A 23,329-nucleotide genomic window follows, 5' to 3' on the forward strand; every position below is an offset into this window, starting at 1 on the left:
TCTCGACCGCCCAGAGATCCGATGTTTGCTGGATTTACCTGGGGGCGACCCCAGACCCCACGTTGCGGTGCTGGCGCTCGGCGGCTCGGTCGCGGTGGATGCCCGGTGTCGGCGAGCTCACGGATGTATGACTGCGGACAGAAGTTGTCCTCAATTGCTTCTAGCGTGACTGTCATGAATGCGAACATCAGCCCGTACCGGATCGATATCCCCCAGGACCGCCTCGACGACCTGCACCGGCGGCTCGCCCAGACCCGCTGGCCCGACCCGGTGCCCGGCGCCGGTTGGGAGGCCGGGGTGCCGCCCGACTACCTGCGGGACCTGGCCGACCACTGGCGCACCAAGTACGACTGGCGGGCCCACGAGGCGCGCCTGAACGAGTTTCCCCAGTTCACCACCGTCCTCGACGGGCAGCCGGTGCATTTCCTGCACGTCCGCTCGCCCCGGCCGGACGCGTTGCCGCTGCTGCTCACGCACGGCTGGCCCGGCTCGATCGTGGAGTTCTTGAAGATCATCGGACCACTGACCGATCCCGCGCGGCACGGCGGCGACCCCGCGGACGCGTTCCACGTCGTCGCGCCGTCACTGCCCGGCTTCGGGTTCTCCAGCCCGCTCGCCGGTTCGGGGTGGAGCACGTCGCGGGTCGCGCGCGCGTGGGCTTCGCTGATGGACCGCCTCGGCTACGAGCGTTACGGCGCCCAGGGCGGCGACACCGGCGCGATCGTCTCCCCGCAGGTCGGCCGCGTCGACCCCGATCATGTCGTCGGAGTGCACGTCAACAACTTGATCGCGTTCCCGTCCGGCCCGCTCGCCGACCTCGACCCGGCCGACCAGGCCCGCCTCGACCTGATGACGAGGTGGGGTCAGGACATGTCCGGATATGCCATCATTCAGTCGACAAGACCCCAGACCATCGCGTACGCCCTGACGGACTCGCCGGTCGGCCAACTCGCCTGGATCGTCGAGAAATTCAAGGAGTGGACCGACCCCGCCGCCGAGATCCCCGAGGACGCCGTCGACCGCGACCTGATCCTCACCGACGTCTCGGTCTACTGGCTGACCGGCACCGCGGGCTCGGCCGCGCGCATCTACTACGAGGACGCCCGCAGCTGGGGCCAGACCGCGGAACGCTCCCCGGTGCCGACCGGCGTGGCGGTGTTCCCGAACGACGTCACGATCCGCCCGCTCGCCGAACGCGACCACGACGTCGTGCACTGGTCCGAGTTCAGCCGCGGCGGCCACTTCGCCGCCCTGGAGGCCCCGGACCTGCTGGTCGACGACGTGCGAACGTTCTTCCGCCAGGTCCGCTGAGGGCTGTGGTTACCTGGAGGCGAGCCCCCTGTGCGTATAGGCATGACGTGTCCGCGTGGCAGCTTCAACCGCCCGCCGGCCGAATGCGTAGACCGGCCCGACGGGCGGGACCGTCAAGCCGGTTCGGAGTGGCGTCACGCAGGTTTCATATGGTGAATGTGGATCTCCGCGGCGATCTGGCGCCCGGCGAAACTGTCGTACGGGTGTTCGATAATCGTCGGCGTGATGGCAGAACTGGAACAGCTCGGCGACGACGCGGCGAAACTCGCCGCCGCCGCACTGTGGCCGTTCTCCGACGACGAGCTCACCGACCTGCTCCGGGCAGCACACCGCCTGGAACAGAGCGCTCTGGTGTTGCAGGCCCGGCTGGTGCGGCAGGCCACCACCCGCGGCCTGCCCGCAGCGGCGGGCCACCGCTCCACGACCCGATGGCTACGCGCCCTGCTGATGCTCGATCCACAACCCGCCCGCGACCTCACCGAAGCCGCCACCGCCGCACAACACCCGGTCATCGAGCAGGCGATGCTCGACCGGCACACCGACACCCGTCAGGCCGCCGTGATCGCCGCCACCATCGAAGCCATCCCCGCCGACCTCGCCGACCACAACGACCTCCCCGCAGCCGACGTGTCCCGCATCGTGCACGACGCCGAGCACACGATGATCGAGATGGCGGCCCGGCTACCCGCCTATCAGCTACGCCGCATCGGCGAACGCATCCTCGCGCACGTCGCACCCGAGGTGGCCGACCGCGCCGACGAAGCCGCCCTCGCCCGCCAGGAAGCCCGCGCCCGACGCCGACGCGGCCTGACCCTGTCCCTGCCGCTCGACGGCCTCGTGCGGCTCTCCGGTGTGCTCGGCATCGAAGACGCCGCCACCGTCCAGGCCGCCCTGCACCCCCTGTGCCAGCCACTGCCCGAAGACGACCGCACCCCCGCGCAACGCCGCGCTGACGCCCTGGTCGAGATCTGCCGGCTGACCCTGCGCACCGGCCAGCTCCCCGACGACGGCGGCGAAGCACCCCAAGTCGCGGTCACCGTCGCCTACCAACCCTTGACCCGCACCCTGGGCACCGCCGTCACCGACACCGGCGAACGCCTGTCCGCCACGACCGTACGGCAGATGGCCTGCGACGCCCGCATCCTGCCCGTCGTACTCGGCAGCGCCGGCCAGATCCTCGACACCGGCCGCACCCGCCGGCTCGCGACCGCAGCGTTACGCCGCGCTCTGCACATCCGCGACGGCGGCTGCGCTTTCCCCGACTGCGACCGCCCACCCCGCTGGACCGACGCCCACCACATCACCGCCTGGACCGACGGCGGTCCCACCACCCTGGACAACATGGTTTTGCTCTGCCGCCACCACCACCGACTCATCCACCACCCCACCACAGGCTGGCACATCCGCCTCGGCCCCGACCGGCACCCCGACTTCATCCCACCGCCGAACATCGACCCCCACCAACGACCCCGCCGCAACCTCTACCACGCCCACCCGCCTATCCTCGACGACCAGCAGAGCGCAGGACCGTGAAGTAGCCGGACATCGACCTCGGCGCACAAGGTCGCGGCGCCGTCGGGCGTCTGGCTCACCACCATGTGTTTGGTGAGGGCATCCAGATACACCACGTTGACGGAGCGGCCGGCCAACCGGTCCGATGGCTTCGTGAAAGCCGTCGTCTACACCCGTTACGGCGGGCCGGACGTCCTGCACCTGGCGGACGTGCCGGCCCCGGTCCCCGGCGATCGGGACGTGCTGATCCGCGTACGGGCCGCCGAAGCGACCAAATCGGACTGCGAGTTCCGCAGCTTCCGGTACTCGGTGAAATGGATCTGGCTGCCCCTGCGGATCACGGTCGGCGTCTTCCGGCCGCGACGGCGGATCCTGGGCGGCTACTTCGCCGGCGAGGTGGTGTCGGTCGGCGAACGGGTCACCCGCTTCGCCCCGGGCCACCAAATCTACGGCGCGGCCGGCCTCCACCTGGGCGCCTACGGCGAGTACGTCGTCCTGCCCGCGAGCGCCGCCCTCGCGGCCAAGCCGAAGAACATGACGTTCGCCGAGGCCGCCGCCGTCCCGCTCGGCGGCCTCAACGCTCTGCACTTCATGCGACGGGCGACAATCAAAGCCGGCGAGCATGTGCTGATCATCGGGGCCGGCGGCAGCATCGGCGCCCACGCCGTGCAAATCGCCCGCTCGATGGGCGCCCGGATCACCGCGGTCGACCACGGCATCAAGGAGGAGTTCGTCCGCCGTCTCGGCGCCGACGACTTCGTCGACTACACGACGGCCGATGTCACCACCATGGGCGGCCGCTTCGACGTCATCTTCGACATGGTCCCGGCCAGCCCGTTCCGCCGTCTCCTCGGCATGCTCCAGCCGGGCGGCCGCTATCTCAACGGCAACCCGCGCCTGCCGGTGCTGCTCCGCTCGGCGACGACCCCGCGCGTCACCACCGCCTTCGCCCCCGAGACGACGGAGGACCTGACAACACTCACCGCCATGATCGAGGCCGGCCAGATCCGGCCGATCGTCGACCGCGTCTACCCGATGTCCGAGGCGGCCGCCGCCCACCGCCGCGTCGACACCGAGCAGCGCGTGGGCGCCGTCGTGCTCAGCATGGACTCGCTCGATTAGATCGGGAAGTGGCCGCGCCGCCAATACCAGTGACGCCCCGCCCGCAGGTGGTCCACGATCGCGCGCTGCAGCACGGTGCGCCGCGGCAACCGGTCGAGCGGCGTGCTCAAACTGCGAAACACGAAACGCCGCACCTCGACATCGGCGTTCAACCCCTCCGGTTCCTCGTACGCCTCCAGATCGAACCGTCGCTGAAACCGCACGATGTTCGCATCGTCGGGCAGGTACTCCAGCAGCTGCGGGTCGAGCAGCCACGAGCCGCAGGAGAACGCCGTGTACCGCTCGTCCGGAAAGTGCCGCGGAAAGAACGCGCGGGCCCGGTCGAGCGACGCCGTGACCGACTCCGGGCTCAGCGGCCCCGCGTCCGGAATGTGCAGGTCGATACTGGTGTCGCCGCGCTGGTGCTGCAACCGCCCCAGCTCGTAGAGGCTGCCCCGCGCGTGCAGCGTCAGCCAGCTCTGCATGATCGGCCAGCCCTCGCCGCGCATCCGCCGGTCGATCGCGAGGTTGCGCCCCAAATCGGCGAGGGTCACCCAGGACACGTCGTCGGAAATGCCATGCTTCCGGTGGTACGCCCGGACGACGTCGACAAGCGCAAGATACCCGTACACGTACAGATGCCGCCAAGCGAATCCGCGCTCACGCGGCAACTCGGGACCGGGCACCAGCCAGGCATGGCCAGCGAGGTCCGCGCGCACCAGCGCGATCGAGCGGTCGAGCAGCCAGCGCAGCTCAGGAGTCCACAGCGGAGACCCGGCATCGGGCCAGCCGGCCATGATCTCGGCGGCGTCATCGGGCCGCACCCCGAGCCGGTCAAGGAGAGCGGGAGCGTCTACTTTGTCCGGCAGCGGCGCCGACGGATGGTCACCGGCAAGCCGTCGTACGCGCTCGAGATCCTCGACCGGCACCCCGAGCCGCGACGCGGCGACATCCAGATCCACGTGCGCGACCCTACCGGCTGGTCCGACGCGGGGTGGACCGCCGCGAGACGGTCCACCCCCTGCTGCGAGCTCGTCAGTGCCGATCGCGGACGGCGAGCGGGAAGGTCCCCGCACCGACGTCCGAGAGCGTACGGGTGAACTGCCTCAGATATGTGTCGAGGAACGGTGACCGACCGCCCTGGGTCGGCACGTCGAACTTCGGGTTCTGCAGGTCGAGGCTCAGCTTCGCCCGGGAGACCTGGATCGTGTTGCCGCTCGGGGTGTCGCGCCAGCTGTTGCTGCCGATCGTGCCGATCTGAACGCCGAGCTGGTGGCCTACCTCGAAGGTCCAGTCGGTGGACTTCAGGTCGAACGTGACCTTGCCGGCCCGCGAGATCAGCGCGACGTTCTCGTCGAACATGACCGAGGTCCCGCCCGGTGCGACGTCCCACAACCGCACCATGACGTTGCCCGCGGCGCTCGCGTTCAACGAGATCCGCGGCGTGGCGGTGATCCGCACCCGAGACTTCGTGGGCGTGGACCATCCGTAGTAGCTGTGCGTGTCGGCCGCCGCCACCAGCGGGGCGAGGCTCTTCGCGGCCAGCGGTGCGGTGTCGGTCGCGTGCTCCATGTCCCACTGCTGGCCCTCGGCCGGGGCCGGTGCCGCTAGTGCCGAGGCGATGCCGTCGTCGACGTACTGCCCGTCCGGCAGGCTCGCCGTGGTGTCCGACGTCGGCGTCGGCCAGGTGGACTGCGCGCGCCAGACGGCGGTGCTGTCCTCGATGGCGAAGGCCGGGTCGTGGACCGGCGACTTGATGCCCTTCAGGTAGCGGTCGTAGAAGCGCATGACCTCGTCGAAGAACCCGGCGCGGCCCTGCAGCAGCTGCCCCGCCGCGTTGGTCTCGTTGCCGCGGACGTGCTCCCACTGGCCCATCCAGCCGCGCTCGACGCCGCGGTGGTTGTCGAGGTACTCCTCGGTGTCCTCGGGCTTGGTGTTGTTCTCGATGAAGCCCTGGGTGATGAACAGCGGAGTGTCCGTGCCCTTGGCCTTCGCCGCGAGGTTACGCGCCCGCCAGTACGATGAGTCCAGGTCCGGGTTGTTGTTGTTCGTCAGGTTGTCGCTGAGGCACTCGGGGTGGCTCACCTCGTAGTTCGCGTTCGCCTTGTAGTGGTCGCTGTCGTCGGCCAGCGGCGCCATCGTGGCGATACCGTTGTACGCGTTCGGGGTGCCGGTCACGTTGGGCCGGGGCACACCGTTGCTGAACAGGTAGTTGTACATGTTCCACACCGGCTCCTGCGCCACGACCGCCTTGAGGGCCCCTTGGCGCAGGTTGTTGCCGACCAGCCCGGTCACGGCGTCGTACGACTTGCCGTACATGCCCACCTTGCCGGTCGACCACGGCTGGCTCGCCGACCACTGGATGGCGGCCTTCACGTCGGCCTGCTCGCCGGGCCCGACCCAGTCGAGGCAGCCGGTGCTGCCACCGAAGCCGCGCAGGTCGACCATCACGTAGCTGTAGCCGCGGGCGAACAGGTTGGTGCCGCTGGTGAAGTCCTCGAACCGGTTCGAGGGCCCGGTCTGGGTCCACCCTTCCGGCCCGGTCTGACCGGCGTGGCCGAAGTAGGGCCCGACGGCGAGGATGACCGGAGTCTTGGCGTGGCGCGGCAGGTTCGCCGGCCGGAGGACGTCGGCGTGAAGCTGGACGCCACTGTGGTCGGCGGACGGGAAGTAAACTTCCGTCCACACCGCCCCTTCGGGTACGCGGGGGTTCTCCTCGTGGGTGATGCCCCCTTGGGTCGCTGCCGGTGTGTGCGACGGCGCCGCGGCGGCCGCCGTGCCACTGAGGGCGAGAGCCGCCACCGAGATCAGCGCGCCGACGGTCACCCGTCTGCGTATGGTCATCTGGCCTCCCCGAGCCATAGAGAAGTATCTCTGCGACCCTGACGCTAGCCGATCATCATCCTGTTTGGAGGCTCGCGAGGCGATTGGTTTGATCTCCAGGGGACGCTTCGGGGAGATAGACACGCATGGGTCGATTGCCGGGCTATCCGATCAATGCGACACGATCCCGTACGGCGTCCGAGCCGCCGATCCGGCGGACGCGTTCGGCCCTCGGTATGCGGCTCACCCTCGAGCCGTTGCCCGCCACTGCAACGCAGTACGAAACGGCTTGTCCAGGCAATTTTTTCAGGCAGCTATCGGGAACTGCGTTGACGTTCGCTCGGTACGGCGGTTCAGGCGGTAGCGCGCCGGGGACTGGCCGGTCACCCGCTTGAATGTGCGGATGAAGGAGTTCTCGGTGCCGAAGCCGAACTCCTTCGCCACCGAGCTGATCGTGCGATCGGTCGCCCGCAGCAACCGAGCCGCGGACTGCACCCGCCACCGGGCGAGATAGTCCAGCGGGGCCAGCCCGACCGTGTCCTTGAAGCGCTGCGCGAACGTGCTGCGGGACATGCCCGCCGCGGCGGCCAGCTTGGGCAGTGTCCACGGCTCGGCGGGGTGGCGATGCATCAGCGCCAGCGCCGGCCGCAGGCGCTCGTCACCCAAGGCCCGTAGCCAGCCCGTCGGCGTCCCGGCGCCGGTCAGCACGGCGCGCAGGGTCTGCACGAACAGGATGTGCGTCAGGTGGTCGCGCATCGCGCCGGTGCCCGGAATGTCCGTCGAAGTCTCCTGCGCCAGCATCTCCAGCACCGGGCGTAAGGCGGCGGCAGCGGGCGTCCCGGACCGGATCGCCGAGACCGCGGGCAGGTGCTCGACGAGCAGGGCCGCCGTCGTCTCGTCGAACGCCAGCGCGCCGCTGATCGCCGAGGTCTCACCGGGCACCCCCGGCGCCACGTTGTGGTAGACCGTGTCCGGCCAGGCCGCCTCGAAAACGGCCATGCCGTCGTCGGCCGGGCGATCCGGGTCCGACCCCACGGCGTACGCGTCGCCGCTCGTCAGCAGGTAGCAATCGCCGGCACGTAGCAGCAACGGCTCGGCCCCGCCGGTGTTCAGCCACATGTGGCCGCGCAGCACGGCGCCGACGCGGATGTGCCGGTACTCGGCGAAGCGTGAATCAGGGCGCTTTCGGTGTACGGCCGGGTGCGGACATCGTCCAGAATCGCCGCCGTGACAGCCCGGATCGGGGCCAGCAAACGCGCACCGTCCTCGGTGGATCCCAGAAAAGCGAATCGCACGTGCAACACAAACGCACCACGCAACGGTTCCGGCAGCTCGGGAATCGGGGGAAGTCGCTGCACGGCGACGGAGGTGGTGGCCTCTTCCGGAAGCGTAAGAGCCCACGTACGCCATACCCGCAGAACCGAAGCCATCCGCTCCCCGGGGAAATGCAGCCCGCCACCGTAGAACTCGCTGACCGGGAACAGGTCGAACTCGATCGCCGTCACCACCCCGAAATTGCCCTTGCCGCCACGCAAGGCCCAGAACAGATCGGGTTCGTCGGCCGCGGTCACCTGCCGCAGCTCACCGTCGGCGGTCACCAGTTCAATCTCCCGTACGTGGTCAGCCGCGTACCCTTGGGAGCGACCGAACACCGGGCTCTGCCCGCCGCCGAGCAGGTAGGCGACAACGCCGACGGAAAGAGTGGAGCCACTCATCGGCGCCAATCCGTACTCCGCCGCGGCGGCCGTCACCGCACTCCACCGGACTCCCGCTTCGACCCGCGCCGTCCGGGCGTCCGCGTCGATCCGTACGCCGTCCATCCGGGAGGTGTTGATCAGAATCGCGCCGCCCGCATGCTGGGCCACCTGATGCCCGGTGGTGCGCACCGCCACGGGCAGCCGCCGTGCCGCGGCGAGCCGAACCACGGCCCGCACGTCGGCGACACTCGTGACCCCGACCGCCACCGCCGGCTCCAGATAGTTGTTCAGGTTGTAGACCGCGACCTCGTCGGCGAATCCCGCGTCCCCCGGCAGCAGCACCGGCCCGGCCACGACCCCACGCAATTCTTCCGACACCGGATCATTCATTTCGCCCGTCCCCGCTAACGTCGACCGCCCTGAATAGGCCGTTTCGAAGCTAGGGTCCGAGCGGGCGGGCCCCCACAGCACGGAGTCCAGAAAACTGATCACATAGTCCAGAGTTAAACGGACAAACCGGCTCTCTTCGGTGAAGGTGCCGCGATCATGCGGGCCGGCCGCCGGTGAACAGCTTTCCGCGGACGATCACGGCGCGCGGCTTGTCGAGCTGGCCGAGGTCGGTGCGCGGGTCGGCGTCGAACACGACAGCGTCCGCCGGGGCGCCCTCTTGCAAGCCGGGCAGACCCAGGTACGACCGGGCCGTCCAGGAGGCGGCCGCGATCGCCTCATGCGGAGACACGCCGGCGGCCACCAGCGCCCGCACCTCCCGCGTAATCTGTCCGTGCGGTCGCGAATCCGTACCGGCCAGGACGGTCACCCCGGCCTCGACGGCGGCCGCGGTCAGTCGGCCGTGCGCGCTCGCCCCGGGCACGTACCAGCTCGTCCGCGCCCGCTCGGGATCGGCGTTGATCCGCCGCAGCGACTCGGTGATCCCGGACAGCGTGGGCGTCAGCGCGATGCCCCGCGCGGCCATCCGCGGCAGCAGCTCCGGGTCGAGGCCCATACCGTGCTCCAGCGAATCGACGCCGGCCTCGACCGCGACCCGGCCACCCGCCGCGTGCTGGGAGTGCACCGCGAGCCGCCCACCCACCGCGTGCACGCGCGCGACGGCCGCCCGCAGCACCGCAACCGGCATCACGTCGTCGTCGGCGAGCCAGTCGATCACAACCTTTGCCCATCCCGTACGGGCTGCCTGCTCGGCGGCGACAGCGGGCAGATCCGCCGTCGCCGGCCGGCGGCCCCAGCCGTCGAAGAACTGCCCCTGCTGCGCGATCCACGGTCCGGCGTGCAGCGCCCGCGGGCTGTCGTCGGAGCGCCCGAACCAGTCCGGCGGATCACCGGCGAGGCCGGGCGCGCGAATCAGCGTGACACCGGACGCGAGATGCGCGCGAAGGTCCTCCCGGAGGATGCCGGCATCCAGCGGCCGGCCCGGATCCGACGCGCCGGGGTGGGTGTGCGCGTCCACCAGTCCCGGCACGATCCAGCCCTCGGCGACCAGGTCGGCGCCGGCCACCGGATCCGACGTCCACCGGTCACCGTCGGCATAGAGGTCGACCGGCTCGCCCGAAGGAAGCGCGAAGCCCCGAACCCGCAACACAGCCATCGGCTCAGCGTGCCACCCCCTGTCGACCGGGTCGCGCTCTCCGGGCGGAGCCGGACCCGGCCCGGTCACCGCGAAGGCCTTCCCGGACGCGGTGATCACGATCCGTATGGCGCATGCCCGAATGTTCGCCCGGCACCTCCCGAAAATTGTCCGGATATACTCGCCGCGACGCCGGATAAAGGCCTCATAAACGCTTTCTGGGGAGGCTGTAGAATGACCGAATTCGTGTTGCTGCACGGCGCTTTTCATTCCGCCTGGCATTGGCGGAAACTGATTCCCGAGTTGCAGCGCCGGGGCCATCGCGTGCGAGCGGTCGATCTGCCCGGCGCCGATCCGGCGGCCACCACCGAGTCGTTCGTCGCGGCGATCGACGCTGCCGTGGGCGAGCCCGAGGACACCGTTCTCGTAGCGCACTCGGCCGCGGGTCTGTGGGCGCCGATTGTCGCGCAGTTCGCCGAGTTACTGACGTCAGGCCCTGCGGCTAACCCGCGAGTCGCTTCTCGCGCCGGCGGTTGCTCCACTTCACCACCGGCAGGAGCAGCGCGATCAGCTCGGCGCCGTCCTCGGTAACCGAGTAGAGGATCTGCACCGGCGTACTCGGGATGACCTCGCGCCGGAGGAGGCCCTGCGCCTCCAGGTCCTTGAGGCGATGGGCGAGGACCTTGTCGGAGATCCCCGCGACCATCCGGCGATATTCGGTGAAGCGGCGGGCGCCCTGCACGCCGGCCCAGAGGATGGCCGCCGCCCAGCGCTGCCCGACGAGGTCGGCGGCGTGCTGCACGGCGAAGCAGGTGCCCGGGCTCTCGGCCGACGGCAAGTCCAGAGTCGTCACTTTCCCAAGGTTAGCGACTATCCCCCGGTTTGCGAGCCCGGGGGTCGCGGTGCAGGGTGGCGGCGTGGAATTCGGACTCAACTCCTTCGGGGAGATCAGCTCGACCGGCGGCCGTGACCTGAGCGACGCCGAGAGCGTGCGGCTGCTGGTCGAGGAGGCGAAGCTCGCCGAGTCGGTCGGCCTGGACGTGTTCAGCGTCGGCGAGCACTACCGCGAGGGCTACAACGACTCGGCCACCCCGGTGCTGCTGGCCGCGATGGCCACGGCCACCGAGAAGATCCGGCTGGGCACGTCGGTCACGGTCCTGAGCACAAATGATCCGGTACGCCTGTACCAGCAGTTCTCCACCCTCGACGCGCTGTCGAACGGTCGCGCGCAGCTGATCCTCGGCCGGGCGTCCGCGATCGAGTCGTTTCCGCTGTTCGGCTACGACCTGACCGACTACGAGCAGCTGTTCGAGGACAAGCTGGAGCTGTTCCTGCGGCTGATGCGCGAGGAGGCGGTGACCTGGTCCGGCACCGTCCGCGCGCCGCTGAACGACGTGCTGCTGCACCCGAGGATGCGGCCCGGCGGCATTCCCACCTGGATCGGCGTCGGCGGCAGCCCGAACTCGGTGGTCCGCGCCGCCGCCAATGGCCTGCCCCTGATGCTGGCGATCATCGGCGGCAGCCCGCGGCGCTTCGCCGGCCACGTCGACCTCTACGTCCGGGCGCTGGAGCACTTCGACCGGCCGCCGCTTCCGGTGGGCGTCCATTCGATCGGCCTGATCGCCGACTCCGACGACGAGGCCGCGGACCTCTACTGGAATTACTGGGAGCCAGTGATCCGGCAGACCGGCATCGAGCGCGGCTGGCCCGCCCCGACCCGCGCGAGCTACGACGCCGAGGTGGGTCCCACCGGCGCGCTGGTGGTCGGCTCGCCGGAGACGGTCGCCCAGAAGATCGCCGCCATGGCCCGCGACCTGCACCTGAGCCGTTTCGACCTCAAGTACGACATCCTGCGCCTGCCGAGCGAGGCCCGCACCCGCACCATCGAGCTGTTCGGCCGCGAGGTCGTCCCGCGCGTCCGCGAGCTCCTGGCCCCGGTCCCGGCCGCCTAGGCACCCGCCCGCCGGGACCGTCGCAGATCCCCACACCGCGCGGGTTCACACGTGGCGACGTCGTCCGTGCCGCATGATGCCGGGGCGCGCGGCGGTGCCGGATGCTTGAGGCCGGCCCGCGCGCCCGACCGTCCCCATCCCCGGTCAGGCCCCCTATGCGTCCGGAGGCGACGATGACTGACCCCGCAGCGTTCACCAGCGACGACTATGCCGCGCGTATGACCAGGGCCGCCGATGCCGCGGCGGCGGCCGGGCTCGCCGGCGTCCTCGTGGCGCCCGGACCGGATCTGTCGTGGCTCACCGGGTATCGGCCGACGGCGATCACCGAGCGGCTCACGCTGCTGATCCTGCGCCCGGGGAAAGCGCCGGTGCTCATGGTGCCGGCGCTGGAACGGCCGGACGCCGAGGCCGCCGCGGGGGCGCCGGCACTGGAGATGCGCGACTGGCGCGACGGCGACAACCCCTACGCCGGCGTCGCGCCGCTGCTGGGCAATCGAGGCGCCTTCGGCATGTCGGACACGACCTGGGCGCTGCACCTGCTCGGGCTGCAACGCACGCTGCCGGAGCTGCGGTTCACGGCGCTCACCGACGGCCTGCCGATGCTGCGCGCCGTCAAGGACGCACACGAGCTCGCACGGCTCGCTGGTGCGGGTGCGGCGGCCGATGAGGCGTACGGGGAAATTGTCGGGGTGGCCTTTGCGGGGCGGCGGGAGCTGGACGTGGCCGCGGACCTCGCCGGGCTGCTGCGCAAGTTCGGGCATGAGCAGGTGGACTTCACCGTCGTGGGGTCGGGGCCGAACGGGGCGAACCCGCACCACGAGGCCGGCGAGCGGGTGATCCAGGACGGCGACACCGTGGTGCTGGACTTCGGCGGGCTGCGGCACGGGTACGGCTCGGACACCACCCGGACCGTGCACGTGGGGGAACCGGGGGAAGAAGTCCGGAAAGTTCATGACATCGTGCGGGAGGCGCAGCAAGCAGCCTTCGAGGCGGTCCGGCCGGGGGTGGCGTGCGAGGAGATCGACCGGGTCGCGCGGCGGGTCATCACCGAGGCCGGGTACGGGGAGTGGTTCATCCACCGGACCGGGCACGGGATCGGGGTGACCACGCACGAGCCGCCGTACATGGTGGAGGGTGAGAAGCAGCCGCTGGTGCCGGGCATGTGCTTCTCGATCGAGCCGGGGATCTACCTGCCGGGGCGGTTCGGCGTGCGGATCGAGGACATCGTCACGGTGACGCCGGAGGGCGGGCGGCGCCTCAACAATACGGACCGGGAGTTGCGAATAGTCCGTTGAAACACCCGACGCCCATGCGCGCAAACGTATGTATGCAAACGTATGCGGTGCGGAGTACGGTCCCGAGCCATGAAAACCCGTCAGCGGTTGTCCCTCCTGACGGTCGCGGCCATGATCGGGGTCGCGGGCTGCTCCGAGGGGGCTGAGTCACCAGATTCCACCGCCGGCCAGACAGTGGCGGCCACGACAAGTTGCGCCAGCAAAGGCGAGCTCACCATGTGGGAGCGCTCGGGCGGCAACAAGGAAATGGTGGACATGCTCGTCCAGGCGTGGAACACCAAGAACGCCGAGTGCCCGATCAAGCTGACCTACATCCCGCACACGGAGATGGTTGGCAAGATCGCTCAGGGCATCGCGTCCGGCCAGGTCCCCGACCTGATGGGGATGGACCTGATCTACGCGCCGCAGTTCGAGAAGGCGGGCCAGCTGGTCGACCTCACCGGGCGCACCAGCGGCTGGCCCGAGCTGACCACCGCCAGCAAGGGGCACATGACGGTCGCGACGTACGAGCAGAAGCTCTACGGGGTGCCGCTCTACGCCGACGTGTCCGCGCTGTTCTACAACAAGGACCTGTTCCAGAAGGCCGGACTCGACCCGGACAAGCCGCCGGCCAGCCTGAGCGAGCTGCGCGCCTACGCCGACAAGATCACCGCGCTGGGCGGCGGGGTGAAGGGCTACTACCTGCCCGGCAACTGCGCCGGGTGCAACATCTTCACGGTCGGGCCGCTCATGTGGGCCTCCGGCGCCAAGATCGAGGCGGCCGGGCCGGGCGACGAACCGCTCGTCGGCGACGGCGTGAAGCAGGTGCTGCAGTTCGAACGCGACATGGTCAAGGCCGGCAACGTCCACGACGGCGACCGGACCGAGAACGGCGAGACGTTCCACCTGCAGTTCGGCACCGGCAAGGTCGGCATGATGGGCACCGGCAACTTCAACATCACGCTGGCCCGGCAGCAGAACCCGTCGATGAAGTTCGGCGTCTCGCTGCTGCCCGGCATGACGGCCGGCACGTCGGCCTCGTTCATTGGCGGCGACCTGGTGGTGGTGCCCAAGGGCAGCGACCGGGTCAGCGACGCTGTCAACTTCATGAAGTTCCTGCTCTCCGACGAGGTCCAGGTCGAGGTGTACGCCAAGGCGCTGAACCTGACCACGCGCGGCGACATGGTCGACAACAAGTACTTCAAGGCCGAACCGCTCGTGCAGGACGTGGCGAAGGCGCTGACCGTGGGTCGTACGCCGTACACGCTGACGTTCTTCGAGCAGATCAACTCGCCGCAGGGGCCGTGGCTGAAGATGTTGCAGCGCGCCTACTACAGCGACGACAACCTCGACACGGTGATCGCGGACGCGAAGAAGTCCATGAAGGACATAGCGTCCAAATCCTGAAAGCCCGTCGTGTCCGGCGGGGCGAAGCAAGAACGAGTACCGCGCCGCTGGACACGACGCCGTCGCCGTCGCGGAGGTAGAGGCATGCGGAACCGGTGGATCGGCCTGGCCTACGTAGCCCCGGCGCTGGTGTTCGTCGGCGTGTTCACGGTCTACCCGCTCGGCCGGATGATCTGGATGTCGCTGCACGAGTGGTCGCTGATCAGCGCGCCCCGGTTCATCGGCCTGGACAACTTCCGGCAGGCGTTCGGCGACCGGCAGTTCTGGGTGTCGTTCGTGTTCACCCTCGAATACACCGCGATCGTCACGCCGGTGCTCATCGTCGGCGGTTACCTGCTGGCCCTGCTCACCGCGCCGGCCTCCCGGATCCGCGGCGTCACCCGCACGGTGATCTTCGTACCCGTGGTGATCGGCCTGGGCGTGTCGAGCCTGCTCTGGTATTGGCTGTTCAGCACCGACTTCGGGGTGATCAACCGGATCCTGCTGGACCTCGGGATCATCGACCAGCCGGTGCTCTGGCTCGGCGTCGACCCGACCGTGTCGAACCTGGCGATCAGCACCTCGGTGGTCTGGAAGGTCATCGGCTTCGGCATGATCCTGTTCGTCGGGGCGATCCAGGCCATCCCTGCCGAGATCACCGAGGCGAGCCTGGTCGACGGCGCCGGGTACTGGCAGCGGGTCGGCCGGGTGATGCTGCCGCTGACCAGGCGAACGCTGCTGCTGGTGACGCTGGTCAGCGTGATCGGCTCGCTGCTGGCGTTCGACCAGTTCTACATCATGACCGCCGGGCAGCCGCAGAACGAGACGGCCACCTCGGTCTTCTTCGTCTACCTGAACTCGTTCCCGTATCTGAAACTCGGTTACGGCGCGGCGCTGTCGCTGATCCTGGCGGTGACCATCCTGGCGTTCACCATCGTGCAGCTCGTCCTCACCCGCCGGAGTGAGTCGTGACCGTCCGGCGACCGGGATACCTGGTGGGAGCCGGCTGCGTCGCGATCGCCACGATCATGCTGCTGCCGCTGCTCTACTCGGTGCTGGCCTCGATCAAGCCGACCGCCGAGGCGGCCACGGCCCCGCCCACCTACCTGCCGCACGGGGTGAGCCTGGACAGCTACCGGCGGCTGTGGCATTACCAGGAGGGGCTGCTCACCTACCTCGGCAACAGCGCCGGCACCGCGGTCCTGACGATCATTCTGACACTGGTGCTCACGGTTCCTTGCGCGTACGCCTTGGCCCGGTTCCCGATCCCGGCGAAAGAGCTGATCTTCGTGGTCCTGCTGCTCTCGCTGATCGTGCCGTACCAGGCGTTGCTGACCCCGATGTTCCTGATGTTCGCGAAGATCGGGCTGACCAACTCGCTGACCGGCCTGGCCGTGCTGCACACCGCGATCCAGTTGCCGTTCAGCCTGTACATCCTGCGTAACAGCTTCGCCGCGGTGCCGCGCGAGATCGAGGAGGCCGCCGTCATGGACGGGGCCGGGTCGCTGCAGGTGCTGCTGCGCATCTTCATCCCGCCCACGGTGCCGGCGATCGTCACCGTGACCCTGTTCGCGTTCATCACGTCCTGGAACGAGTTCCTCGGCGCGCTGGTGATGATGAGCTCGAGCGAGAAGTTCACGCTGCCGGTGATCCTGGCGACCGCCCGGACCGAGACCAGCCTCGGCGGCACCGACTGGGGCATGCTGCAGGCCGGCGTCACCATCTCGATCATCCCGTGCGTGCTCGTCTATCTGCTGCTGCAGCGGTATTACATGGCCGGTCTGATGAGCGGAGCCGTGAAATGAGTGTCGTCGTGGTACAGCCGTCCCGGACCGTGCGCAAGCCGTTCGACGCGCGGCAGGTCCAGCTCGTCGACGGGTTCTGGGCCGATCGGGTGCGGATCAACCGGGAACGCACCATCCCGCACGGGCTCGACCAGCTCCGCCGCGCCGGGAACCTGGAGAACCTGCGGCTGGCGGCGGGCGGGGCCGGGGCGTACCGGGGGGATCTGCCGTTCCTCGACTCGGACGTCTACAAATGGCTCGAGGCGGTCGGCTGGTCGGCCGACGACGACCTGGCGGCCGCCGCGGACGAGGTGATCGCCCTGGTGGCCGCGGCACAGCGCGGCGACGGCTATCTGAACAGCTACGTGCAGGTGGTCGGCGGCGGCGTGCCGTACCGCGACCTGTCCTGGGGGCACGAGCTGTACAGCGCCGGCCACCTCATCCAGGCGGCGGTGGCGTGGCATCGGGCGCGCGGCGACGACCGGTTGCTCACGATCGCGGTGCGGGCGGCCGAGCATCTGCTCACCGAGTCGCTGGTGGACGGTCATCCCGGCGTCGAGATGGCGCTCGTCGAGCTGACCCGGGTGACCGGCGACCGGCGCTACCTGACGCGGGCCGCCGCGATGCTCGACATGCGGGGACACGGGCGGCTGCGCGGCGCGGAACGGTTCGGGCCGACCTATTGGCAGGATCATGAGCCGGTACGCGACGCCGCCTCGGTCGCCGGTCACGCGGTCCGGCAGCTGTACCTGGACTGCGGCGCCGTGGACGTGGCCGTCGAGCTCGGCGACGACCAGCTGCTCGCCGCCGTGCGCCGCCGCTGGAATGATCTGATGCACACCCGCACGTACCTGACCGGCGGCATGGGCAGCCGGCACCGCGACGAGGCGTTCGGCGACCCGTACGAGCTGCCGCCCGACCGCGCGTACGCGGAGACCTGCGCGGCCATCGCGAGCGTGATGCTGGCCTGGCGGCTGCTGCTGGCCACCGGCGAGGCCGGCTACGCGGACGCGATCGAACGGACCCTCTACAACGGCGTGCTCAGCGGGGTGTCGCTCGACGGGACCCGCTTCTTCTACACCAACCCGCTGCAACTACGCACCCGTCGCGCGCCCGGCGGCACCGCCGGCCGCCGGCCCTGGTACGCTTGCGCCTGCTGCCCGCCCAACCTGATGCGCCTGCTCGGTTCCTGGCAGCAATATCTCGCGACGTACGACGACACCGGGATCCAATTGCACCAGTACGCCTCGGCGGACGTCATCGCCGGGCCGATCCGGTTACGGATACGCACCGCCTACCCGTGGGACGGCCGCGTCACCGTGCACATCGAGCAGACGCCACCGCAACCATGGACGCTGTCGCTGCGCGTCCCCCGCTGGTGCCACTCCGCGACCCTCACCGAACCGGACGGCACCCTCGCCGCCCCGGCCGGCACCGTCAAACGGCACCGGCGCTGGCAGCCCGGTGAGGTCGCCGAGCTGAGCCTGGACATGCCGCCCCGGATCACCGAGCCCGACCCGAGGGTCGACGCGATACGCGGCTGCGTGGCGGTGGAACGCGGCCCGCTCGTCTACTGCGTCGAGTCGGCCGACGCCCCGGAGGGCATGGAGATCGAGGAGCTGACCTGGGACCGGCACCGGGCGTTCGCCACCGTGCCGGGCCCGGAGATGGTGGGCATCGCGGTGCCGGTGGCCCGGGGCGGGACGGCCGGCGCGATCCCGTACTTCGCCTGGGCCAACCGGGGCGTCGGCGGCATGCGGGTGTGGATCCCCAGGTAGCCGATGGCTTCGGCCGGTGCACCCGATCACGGCCGCTTCCCGGGCGGCGCCGTCGACTCGCGGACGATCAGCTCCGGCTTGAACGTGGCCAGGCTGGGCTCGCGGCCGGTGCCCGGGTGCCGGGCCAGCGTGACCGCCTCGGCGACCGCGTGGCCGATGATCTCGGCGATCGGCATCCGCAACGTGGTCAGCGCCGGCACCGTGTGCGACGCGATGAGGATGTCGTCGAAGCCGACCACGGACAGTCGCGCCGGAACCGGGATGCCGAGCGTGTGCGCGGCGTGCAGCGCGCCCATCGCGACCAGGTCGGTCGACGCGGCCACCGCGGTCGGTGGCTCGGCGAGGGCCATCAGGCGGCGCAGCGCGGACTCGCCGCCGTTCAGGTCGAGCGGGCAGCGTTGCAGGTATCCGTCGGGCACCCCGCCGAAGCGGTCGCGCATGAAGTCGGCGTACGCGTCCTCCCGGATCCGGTAGTTGTTGGGCAGCTCCGCGCTCAGGAAGCCGATCCGCCGGTGGCCGAGCGACGCCAGATGCTCGAGCCCGGCCTGCAGCCCGGCGCGGTCGTCCGGGTTGGCCGTGGGGAACTCCAGTGGGCTGCCGCCCTGCCACAGCGCCACCACCGGAACCGGCGATCCGCGCAGGTCGGCGAGCAGTTCCGGGTACGCCCGCATGTCGCCGAGCAGGATGATCGCGTCGGTGTGCCGCGTCTCCAGCACGGTGGTGAGCGGCGTCCCCGCGTCGAGACGGCCGTTCACGTGGCCGAGGACCACGTTGTAACCGTGCGCCATCGACTCCACGACCAGCGTCTCGATGACCCCGGCGTAGAAGACGTCGCTGAAGTCGCGGACCACCGCCCCGATCAGGTTCGTCGGCGCGCCGCGCAGGCCGCGGGCCAGCGGGTTGGGCCGGTACCCGAGATGGCGGGCGGCCTCGATCACCCGTTCCCGGGTGTCTGGCGCGATCGGAACCTTGGTCGGCGCGTTGTTGAGCACGCGTGACACGGTGCTCTGCGAGACCCCGGACGCGGCGGCGATGTCGCGCATGGTGACCGGTGATCGTGCGGACGCGCGCCGCGCCGACGTCTCGAGCGCATCGGGTGCGTCTGGCGGCTCTGCTCGCGCACCGCGCGCGGAAGTCGGCATCGATGGCAGCCTAACACCGCGGAAACGTCATGCCCGCATACGATTTCATGGCCGCCGGAGAGCAGCCGGCCACGGGCCGCCCCTCCGGGGCTAGTCGCGTGATTTGTCATCGTCCAACTCGGCCGGATCGAGGTGGAGCATCGCCAGCAGGCTGCCATGGTGATCGGTGTCGATGCGGTCGGGCAGCTCGCGATCGACGAAATCGGCTCGGGCGTGCTGGCCGCGCTCCCGGAGGACGGCGAGAACAACTTCCTTTGAGATGATCATGAGCCACTCTCGTGAATTCGCCCGCCGCCGGCGGACTGGGGCCACCGCTTTGCGAAAAGCCGGCGCGTTCACCCTACGCGTGCAAGCGTGCGTTCGCCGTGTCGCGCACCGGCGGCACTTTGCCTCTTGCACACGGAACGGCCACCGCGCGAGATCACGCGGTGGCCGTCCATCATCCAGCCTCGCGGCCGGGTTGCTTCGTCAGAGCGGGCGGATGTTCTCCGCCTGCGGGCCCTTGGCGCCCTGCGTCACGTCGTACTCCACTCGCTGGTTCTCCTCGAGGGTGCGGAAACCCTGGGTCACGATGGCGGAGAAATGCGCGAAAACGTCCTTGCCGCCGTCATCCTGGGTGATGAAGCCGAAACCCTTGTCCGCGTTGAACCATTTGACGGTACCGGTAGCCATGATTGCTCCTTGCCGACCTGTGAGACCCGCACCTTGCGGGCCTCGCGTCGCCGCGTTGATCGCCCCGGAAAACCGAGTACCGACGAAAATAGCCTGATGGGTCGAGATCACCCATCAGGCGTGGAGACGTCTCAGGAAATCAAAACTGCAACGCGGCCACGTTAGCACAGTGGCGGTGCCTTCACAGGGCGTCAGCGCTCGCGCCGGGCCATCCACTGCCAGATGTGTTCGCCGCGTACGGCCGGGTCGTTGCGGGCCACATAGATCCACGACCAGTGACCGGGAAATTGATGTCCGTTCCAGATCACGTGGTCGTACAGACTCACCCGCGCGCCCGGAATGAGGCCGGCCGCGTGCACCGTATTTTCCTGTGGCGGCACGGTGTCGTCGTCCAGCGAGGCGACCAGCCAGGTGGGTGTGCTGATCCTCGCCAGTGAGGCATCGGGGATCAGATCCGTGACGAGCCCGCAGATCGGCACCGACGTGGCGAACAGGTCCGGGTAAAGGGTGGTCATCTCCAGGCTCATGTACCCGCCGTTGCTGCAGCCGGCGACGTGGATGCGGTCGGTGTCGATTCCCTGCTTGCGTACGAGGTCACGAATGATCTCGCGGATCAGCGGGGCGAACCGGGGACCGTCCTCGATCCAGTAGGAGGTGCTCTGCGGGGCGACCACGTACGCGCCGTCGAAAATGCGCTGCGCCTGCGGGGTGGCGAAGCCCAGCGCCCCGCGGTTGGCACGCAACGTGGTCTCGTTGTCGTAGTAATCGTCCGGCAGCGAAGCACCTTCACCACCGCCGTGCAGCCAGACGACGAGCGGGCGCCGGCCCCGGCCGCCGTGCGGGGCGGGATCGGGCTGGTGGCCTTGGCAACAGAGCGCTTCGGCGGGGACGGTGCTCCCGGCGTACGGGAACGGGCCTCAGGTTTTCTTCAGGGTGGCTTCAGGCGGCCTTCATAGCTTGGCGCAACCCCTGCTTTCGAAACGGAGCCATAGATGCCTCTACGCCATGCATCGAAACCTCGTGTCTTGCGAATAGCTGTGTCCGCCATCGTCGCCGCCGGCGTCGGGATAGCCGTGATCCCGTCCGGGGCCATGGCCGCCGCGGGCGTGCCGACCTTCCCCGACAACCTGGTGGTCTTCCCCAACCGTGACTTCGTCACCGTCGAGGGATATCAGGACCACATCGGAGAAACCGCGATCATCGAAGTCACCCGCCCCGGAGTGGGCATCGTCGGGTCCGCGGCCGGCGTCGTCGCCGAGGGGGACGTGGCCTTCGAGGTCAATCACCCGGGCGGCTACTGCTGGGGCGCGGGCACCGGGGTGAACGTCACCCCCGACATCCTGCCCGGCGACGTCGTGTCGATCCGGTTCGGGGCCGAACCGGTGGCACAGACCGTCGTCGGCGACGCGATGGTCACCGCCGACGCCGTCCAGCAGGGCACCACGGTGACGGTGACCGGGCACATCGGCGCGACCGTCGACCAGGCCAACATCGAGCAGCGGATCGTGGAACCCGCGTTGACGACGACCGCTGTCGCCCGACGCGACGTGCGGGCGCTGCCCGGGCCGCTGGTGCCGGCGCCGCGCGGCGGATACCAGTCCGGACTTTCCATCACCGGGGACACGTTCACCGCCACGTACGAGTTCGCCGACCCCGCGGTCGCTCAGATCGCCGCGAACGCCGGGCTCGGCGAGCGGCTGCTGTCCTGGGAGCAGACCGACCCGGACGGAAACCGGCAAGGTCTGACCATTGCCGAGTTCGGTGAGCCCGGCGGTCCAGGCATGGGCGGCTGCCCCAACGGACCGCTGCAGTCCGGCCCGCCCGGGCCGACCGGCGTGACCGCCGTGAAGGTCGCCGGGGGAGTGCGGCTCAACTGGACGCCCGCGGTCGCCATCCCCGGCACACCGGCCATCACCGGCTACCGGGTCACCGCGGTCGCGCACACCGTCACCGGCGGTGAGCAGGTCGAGATCGGCCGTCGCATCACCGGCCAGGCGGCTCGCGGCACGACGATCACCGGGCTGTCCGCCACCGAGGACTACGACATCGAGGTCGTCTCGATGAGCAGCGTCGGTCTGACGTTCCCGCCGGTGGTCGTGCAGGCGCAGACCGACGTCACCCCGCCGACCGTGGCGGCCTCCCTCGCGGACGGCAGCTACCCGACGGCACGGCAGGTGACGCTGTCGGCGAACGAGCCGGGCTCGGAGATCTACTACACGACCGACGGGACCGATCCGGTGCTGGCCGACGTGCTGTCCGCCTCGGCGATCCTCTACACCGGGCCGATCACCATCGCGGCCACCACGACGCTGAAGTTCGCGGCGTTCGACCTGGCCGGCAACGTCTCGCTGGTCGGCGAACGCAACTACACCATCACCAACACCCCCACCCCCGACGCACCGACCTTCGGTACGCCCGTGGTGGGCGCCGGACAGGTCACGCTGAACTGGACCCTGAACGACCCGTCCGTCACCGGGTACGGCGTACAGGTCTTCGACGCGGCCGGCACCCCGGTGGGCAACCTGCGGGAGACGACCGCGACCAGCATGACGATCACGGGGCTGACCGGGGACGCGAACTACTCGTTCACGGTGCAGGCCAGGAACGTCAACGGGTACGGGGAAGCGTCCCCGCGCCTGGGTCCGGTCACGATTCAGGGCGCCGTGGTCGCGAACGCCGGAGCCGACCGGGCCGCCGTGGCTCGCAACACCACGGTCACGCTCAGCGGCGCCGGATCAACGACCCCGGCCACGTACGCCTGGACCCAGCTCGCCACCGGCACCACGAACCCGATCGCGGCCAACGACCCCGACCGGGTCACGCTGTCCGGGGCGAGCACGCTGAGCCCGTCGTTCACGATGCCGTTCTACCGGTACCCGATGACCAACAAGGGTCTGACGTTCCGGTTGACGGTCACCTCGCCGGCCGGCTCGAAGTCCGACGACGTGCTGGTCACGCCGGCGGTGGACCGGGTGACGATCGGGACGGCCAAGTGGAAGGCGAACGACTTCCGGATCACCGGGACCGGGTCGTTCGTGGGAGCGACAGTGCTCGTCCACGTAGGGTCGCTTGCCTCGCCGGCGATCGCGTCCGGGACCGTCGTCGCGGCGGCGCCGCCGGGCATCGGTGACATCGACATCCGGTTGCGGAACGGGGCGGCCCCGGCCACCCGGCCCACGGTGATCTTCATCGAGTCGAACCGAGGTGGGGTCGCCGGACCGTTCACGGTCTCCTGACCCTTGCGACCCCGGGGGACCCGCTTGCCAGGTCCCCCGGGTTGTCAGTGTTTGGACGAATCGGTGTCATCGCCGGGGT

At 69.7% G+C, this 23,329-nt stretch carries 20 protein-coding genes; 11 read left to right on the top strand and 9 right to left on the bottom strand.

All coding sequences use genetic code 11. The features are described from left to right. Positions 1–174 precede the first annotated feature (174 nt). The 3 genes from HH310_RS25850 (at position 175) to HH310_RS25860 (ending at position 3,945) form a co-directional block, all read left to right on the top strand. The gene (locus HH310_RS25850; RefSeq protein ID WP_169178242.1) at positions 175–1,311 is read left to right on the top strand and encodes an epoxide hydrolase family protein; all 1,137 of its coding nucleotides are present in this window, start codon (positions 175–177) and stop codon (positions 1,309–1,311) included. Positions 1,312–1,467: 156 nt separating this feature from the next. Beyond that, positions 1,468–2,844, top strand: a complete 1,377-nt coding sequence (locus HH310_RS25855; protein ID WP_248294412.1) for an HNH endonuclease signature motif containing protein — start codon at positions 1,468–1,470, stop codon at positions 2,842–2,844. Between the two features lie 72 nt (positions 2,845–2,916). Continuing rightward, on the top strand, positions 2,917–3,945 hold the full coding sequence (locus tag HH310_RS25860; RefSeq protein ID WP_312034311.1) for an NAD(P)-dependent alcohol dehydrogenase: 1,029 nt from the start codon (positions 2,917–2,919) through the stop codon (positions 3,943–3,945). On the opposite strand, the gene HH310_RS25865 is transcribed toward HH310_RS25860, so the two are convergent. From HH310_RS25865 to HH310_RS25885, 5 genes are all read right to left on the bottom strand, one after another. After that, positions 3,942–4,886, bottom strand: a complete 945-nt coding sequence (locus HH310_RS25865) for an acyltransferase domain-containing protein (RefSeq protein ID WP_169178243.1) — start codon at positions 4,884–4,886, stop codon at positions 3,942–3,944. The two genes, HH310_RS25860 and HH310_RS25865, sit on opposite strands and share 4 nt — an antisense overlap. A gap of 73 nt (positions 4,887–4,959) precedes the next feature. Continuing rightward, positions 4,960–6,768: a CocE/NonD family hydrolase gene (locus tag HH310_RS25870; RefSeq protein ID WP_169178244.1), complete on the bottom strand. Its 1,809-nt coding sequence runs from the start codon at positions 6,766–6,768 to the stop codon at positions 4,960–4,962. Positions 6,769–7,053: 285 nt separating this feature from the next. Further along, positions 7,054–7,881 carry an AraC family transcriptional regulator gene (locus HH310_RS25875; protein ID WP_169178245.1) on the bottom strand — a complete coding sequence of 276 codons (828 nt, stop codon included), beginning with the start codon at positions 7,879–7,881 and terminating at the stop codon, positions 7,054–7,056. Continuing rightward, positions 7,857–8,834 carry an FAD-binding oxidoreductase gene (locus HH310_RS25880; protein WP_169178246.1) on the bottom strand — a complete coding sequence of 326 codons (978 nt, stop codon included), beginning with the start codon at positions 8,832–8,834 and terminating at the stop codon, positions 7,857–7,859. The genes HH310_RS25875 and HH310_RS25880 overlap by 25 nt, the downstream gene beginning before the upstream one ends. Before the next feature lie 154 nt (positions 8,835–8,988). Next, on the bottom strand, positions 8,989–10,047 hold the full coding sequence (locus HH310_RS25885; protein ID WP_169178247.1) for an amidohydrolase family protein: 1,059 nt from the start codon (positions 10,045–10,047) through the stop codon (positions 8,989–8,991). 213 nt (positions 10,048–10,260) lie between these two features. On the opposite strand from HH310_RS25885, the gene HH310_RS45855 reads away from it, so the two are divergent. Continuing rightward, positions 10,261–10,617 (top strand): esterase/lipase family protein, encoded by a 357-nt coding sequence (locus HH310_RS45855; protein ID WP_396027543.1) that lies wholly within the window; start codon positions 10,261–10,263, stop codon positions 10,615–10,617. Here the strand turns inward: HH310_RS45855 and HH310_RS25890 are convergent. Further along, positions 10,529–10,879 carry a helix-turn-helix domain-containing protein gene (locus HH310_RS25890; RefSeq protein WP_312034312.1) on the bottom strand — a complete coding sequence of 117 codons (351 nt, stop codon included), beginning with the start codon at positions 10,877–10,879 and terminating at the stop codon, positions 10,529–10,531. The two genes, HH310_RS45855 and HH310_RS25890, sit on opposite strands and share 89 nt — an antisense overlap. Positions 10,880–10,943: 64 nt before the next feature. Here HH310_RS25890 and HH310_RS25895 point away from each other — a divergent pair, with 64 nt between their 5' ends. The 6 genes from HH310_RS25895 to HH310_RS25920 all read left to right on the top strand — a co-directional run bounded on the left by HH310_RS25895 (position 10,944) and on the right by HH310_RS25920 (position 18,200). Next, positions 10,944–11,978 carry an LLM class flavin-dependent oxidoreductase gene (locus HH310_RS25895; RefSeq protein ID WP_312034313.1) on the top strand — a complete coding sequence of 345 codons (1,035 nt, stop codon included), beginning with the start codon at positions 10,944–10,946 and terminating at the stop codon, positions 11,976–11,978. Positions 11,979–12,151: 173 nt separating this feature from the next. Continuing rightward, positions 12,152–13,273: an aminopeptidase P family protein gene (locus HH310_RS25900; protein WP_169178250.1), complete on the top strand. Its 1,122-nt coding sequence runs from the start codon at positions 12,152–12,154 to the stop codon at positions 13,271–13,273. A gap of 69 nt (positions 13,274–13,342) precedes the next feature. Then, entirely contained in the window at positions 13,343–14,659 is a 1,317-nt protein-coding gene (locus HH310_RS25905; protein ID WP_248294413.1) for an ABC transporter substrate-binding protein, read from the top strand. An 84-nt stretch (positions 14,660–14,743) separates the two neighbouring features. Continuing rightward, entirely contained in the window at positions 14,744–15,610 is an 867-nt protein-coding gene (locus HH310_RS25910; RefSeq protein WP_169178251.1) for a carbohydrate ABC transporter permease, read from the top strand. Beyond that, positions 15,607–16,443 (top strand): carbohydrate ABC transporter permease, encoded by an 837-nt coding sequence (locus tag HH310_RS25915; RefSeq protein ID WP_312034314.1) that lies wholly within the window; start codon positions 15,607–15,609, stop codon positions 16,441–16,443. Before HH310_RS25910 ends, HH310_RS25915 begins: the two co-directional genes overlap by 4 nt. Further along, entirely contained in the window at positions 16,440–18,200 is a 1,761-nt protein-coding gene (locus tag HH310_RS25920; RefSeq protein ID WP_169178252.1) for a glycoside hydrolase family 127 protein, read from the top strand. The genes HH310_RS25915 and HH310_RS25920 overlap by 4 nt, the downstream gene beginning before the upstream one ends. Before the next feature lie 26 nt (positions 18,201–18,226). Here the strand turns inward: HH310_RS25920 and HH310_RS25925 are convergent, their stop codons facing one another. The 3 genes from HH310_RS25925 to HH310_RS25935 all read right to left on the bottom strand — a co-directional run bounded on the left by HH310_RS25925 (position 18,227) and on the right by HH310_RS25935 (position 20,757). Further along, positions 18,227–19,342, bottom strand: coding sequence for a LacI family DNA-binding transcriptional regulator (locus HH310_RS25925; protein ID WP_169178253.1), 1,116 nt, complete (start codon positions 19,340–19,342; stop codon positions 18,227–18,229). Between the two features lie 468 nt (positions 19,343–19,810). Continuing rightward, the gene (locus HH310_RS25930) at positions 19,811–20,014 is read right to left on the bottom strand and encodes a cold-shock protein (protein WP_169178254.1); all 204 of its coding nucleotides are present in this window, start codon (positions 20,012–20,014) and stop codon (positions 19,811–19,813) included. Between the two features lie 191 nt (positions 20,015–20,205). Then, a complete protein-coding gene (locus HH310_RS25935; RefSeq protein ID WP_396027544.1) occupies positions 20,206–20,757 on the bottom strand; it encodes a prolyl oligopeptidase family serine peptidase in 552 nt (183 codons plus the stop codon). Between the two features lie 282 nt (positions 20,758–21,039). Here HH310_RS25935 and HH310_RS25940 point away from each other — a divergent pair, with 282 nt between their 5' ends. After that, positions 21,040–23,250 (top strand): fibronectin type III domain-containing protein, encoded by a 2,211-nt coding sequence (locus HH310_RS25940; RefSeq protein ID WP_211192637.1) that lies wholly within the window; start codon positions 21,040–21,042, stop codon positions 23,248–23,250. Positions 23,251–23,329 lie beyond the last annotated feature (79 nt).

Origin of the sequence: Actinoplanes sp. TBRC 11911, assembly GCF_012933445.1 — a bacterium.
GTDB lineage: Bacteria > Actinomycetota > Actinomycetes > Mycobacteriales > Micromonosporaceae > Actinoplanes.

Excerpts from the sequence above, each read along its gene's own strand:
- HH310_RS25850 (WP_169178242.1), top strand. The coding sequence starts at position 175 with ATGAATGCGAACATCAGCCCGTACCGGATCGATATCCCCCAGGACCGC.
- HH310_RS25855 (WP_248294412.1), top strand. The coding sequence starts at position 1,468 with ATGTGGATCTCCGCGGCGATCTGGCGCCCGGCGAAACTGTCGTACGGG.
- HH310_RS25870 (WP_169178244.1), bottom strand. The coding sequence starts at position 6,768 with ATGACCATACGCAGACGGGTGACCGTCGGCGCGCTGATCTCGGTGGCG.
- HH310_RS25880 (WP_169178246.1), bottom strand. The coding sequence starts at position 8,834 with ATGAATGATCCGGTGTCGGAAGAATTGCGTGGGGTCGTGGCCGGGCCG.
- HH310_RS25885 (WP_169178247.1), bottom strand. The coding sequence starts at position 10,047 with ATGGCTGTGTTGCGGGTTCGGGGCTTCGCGCTTCCTTCGGGCGAGCCG.
- HH310_RS45855 (WP_396027543.1), top strand. The coding sequence starts at position 10,261 with ATGACCGAATTCGTGTTGCTGCACGGCGCTTTTCATTCCGCCTGGCAT.
- HH310_RS25900 (WP_169178250.1), top strand. The coding sequence starts at position 12,152 with ATGACTGACCCCGCAGCGTTCACCAGCGACGACTATGCCGCGCGTATG.
- HH310_RS25905 (WP_248294413.1), top strand. The coding sequence starts at position 13,343 with ATGAAAACCCGTCAGCGGTTGTCCCTCCTGACGGTCGCGGCCATGATC.
- HH310_RS25910 (WP_169178251.1), top strand. The coding sequence starts at position 14,744 with ATGCGGAACCGGTGGATCGGCCTGGCCTACGTAGCCCCGGCGCTGGTG.
- HH310_RS25920 (WP_169178252.1), top strand. The coding sequence starts at position 16,440 with ATGAGTGTCGTCGTGGTACAGCCGTCCCGGACCGTGCGCAAGCCGTTC.
- HH310_RS25925 (WP_169178253.1), bottom strand. The coding sequence starts at position 19,342 with ATGCCGACTTCCGCGCGCGGTGCGCGAGCAGAGCCGCCAGACGCACCC.
- HH310_RS25930 (WP_169178254.1), bottom strand. The coding sequence starts at position 20,014 with ATGGCTACCGGTACCGTCAAATGGTTCAACGCGGACAAGGGTTTCGGC.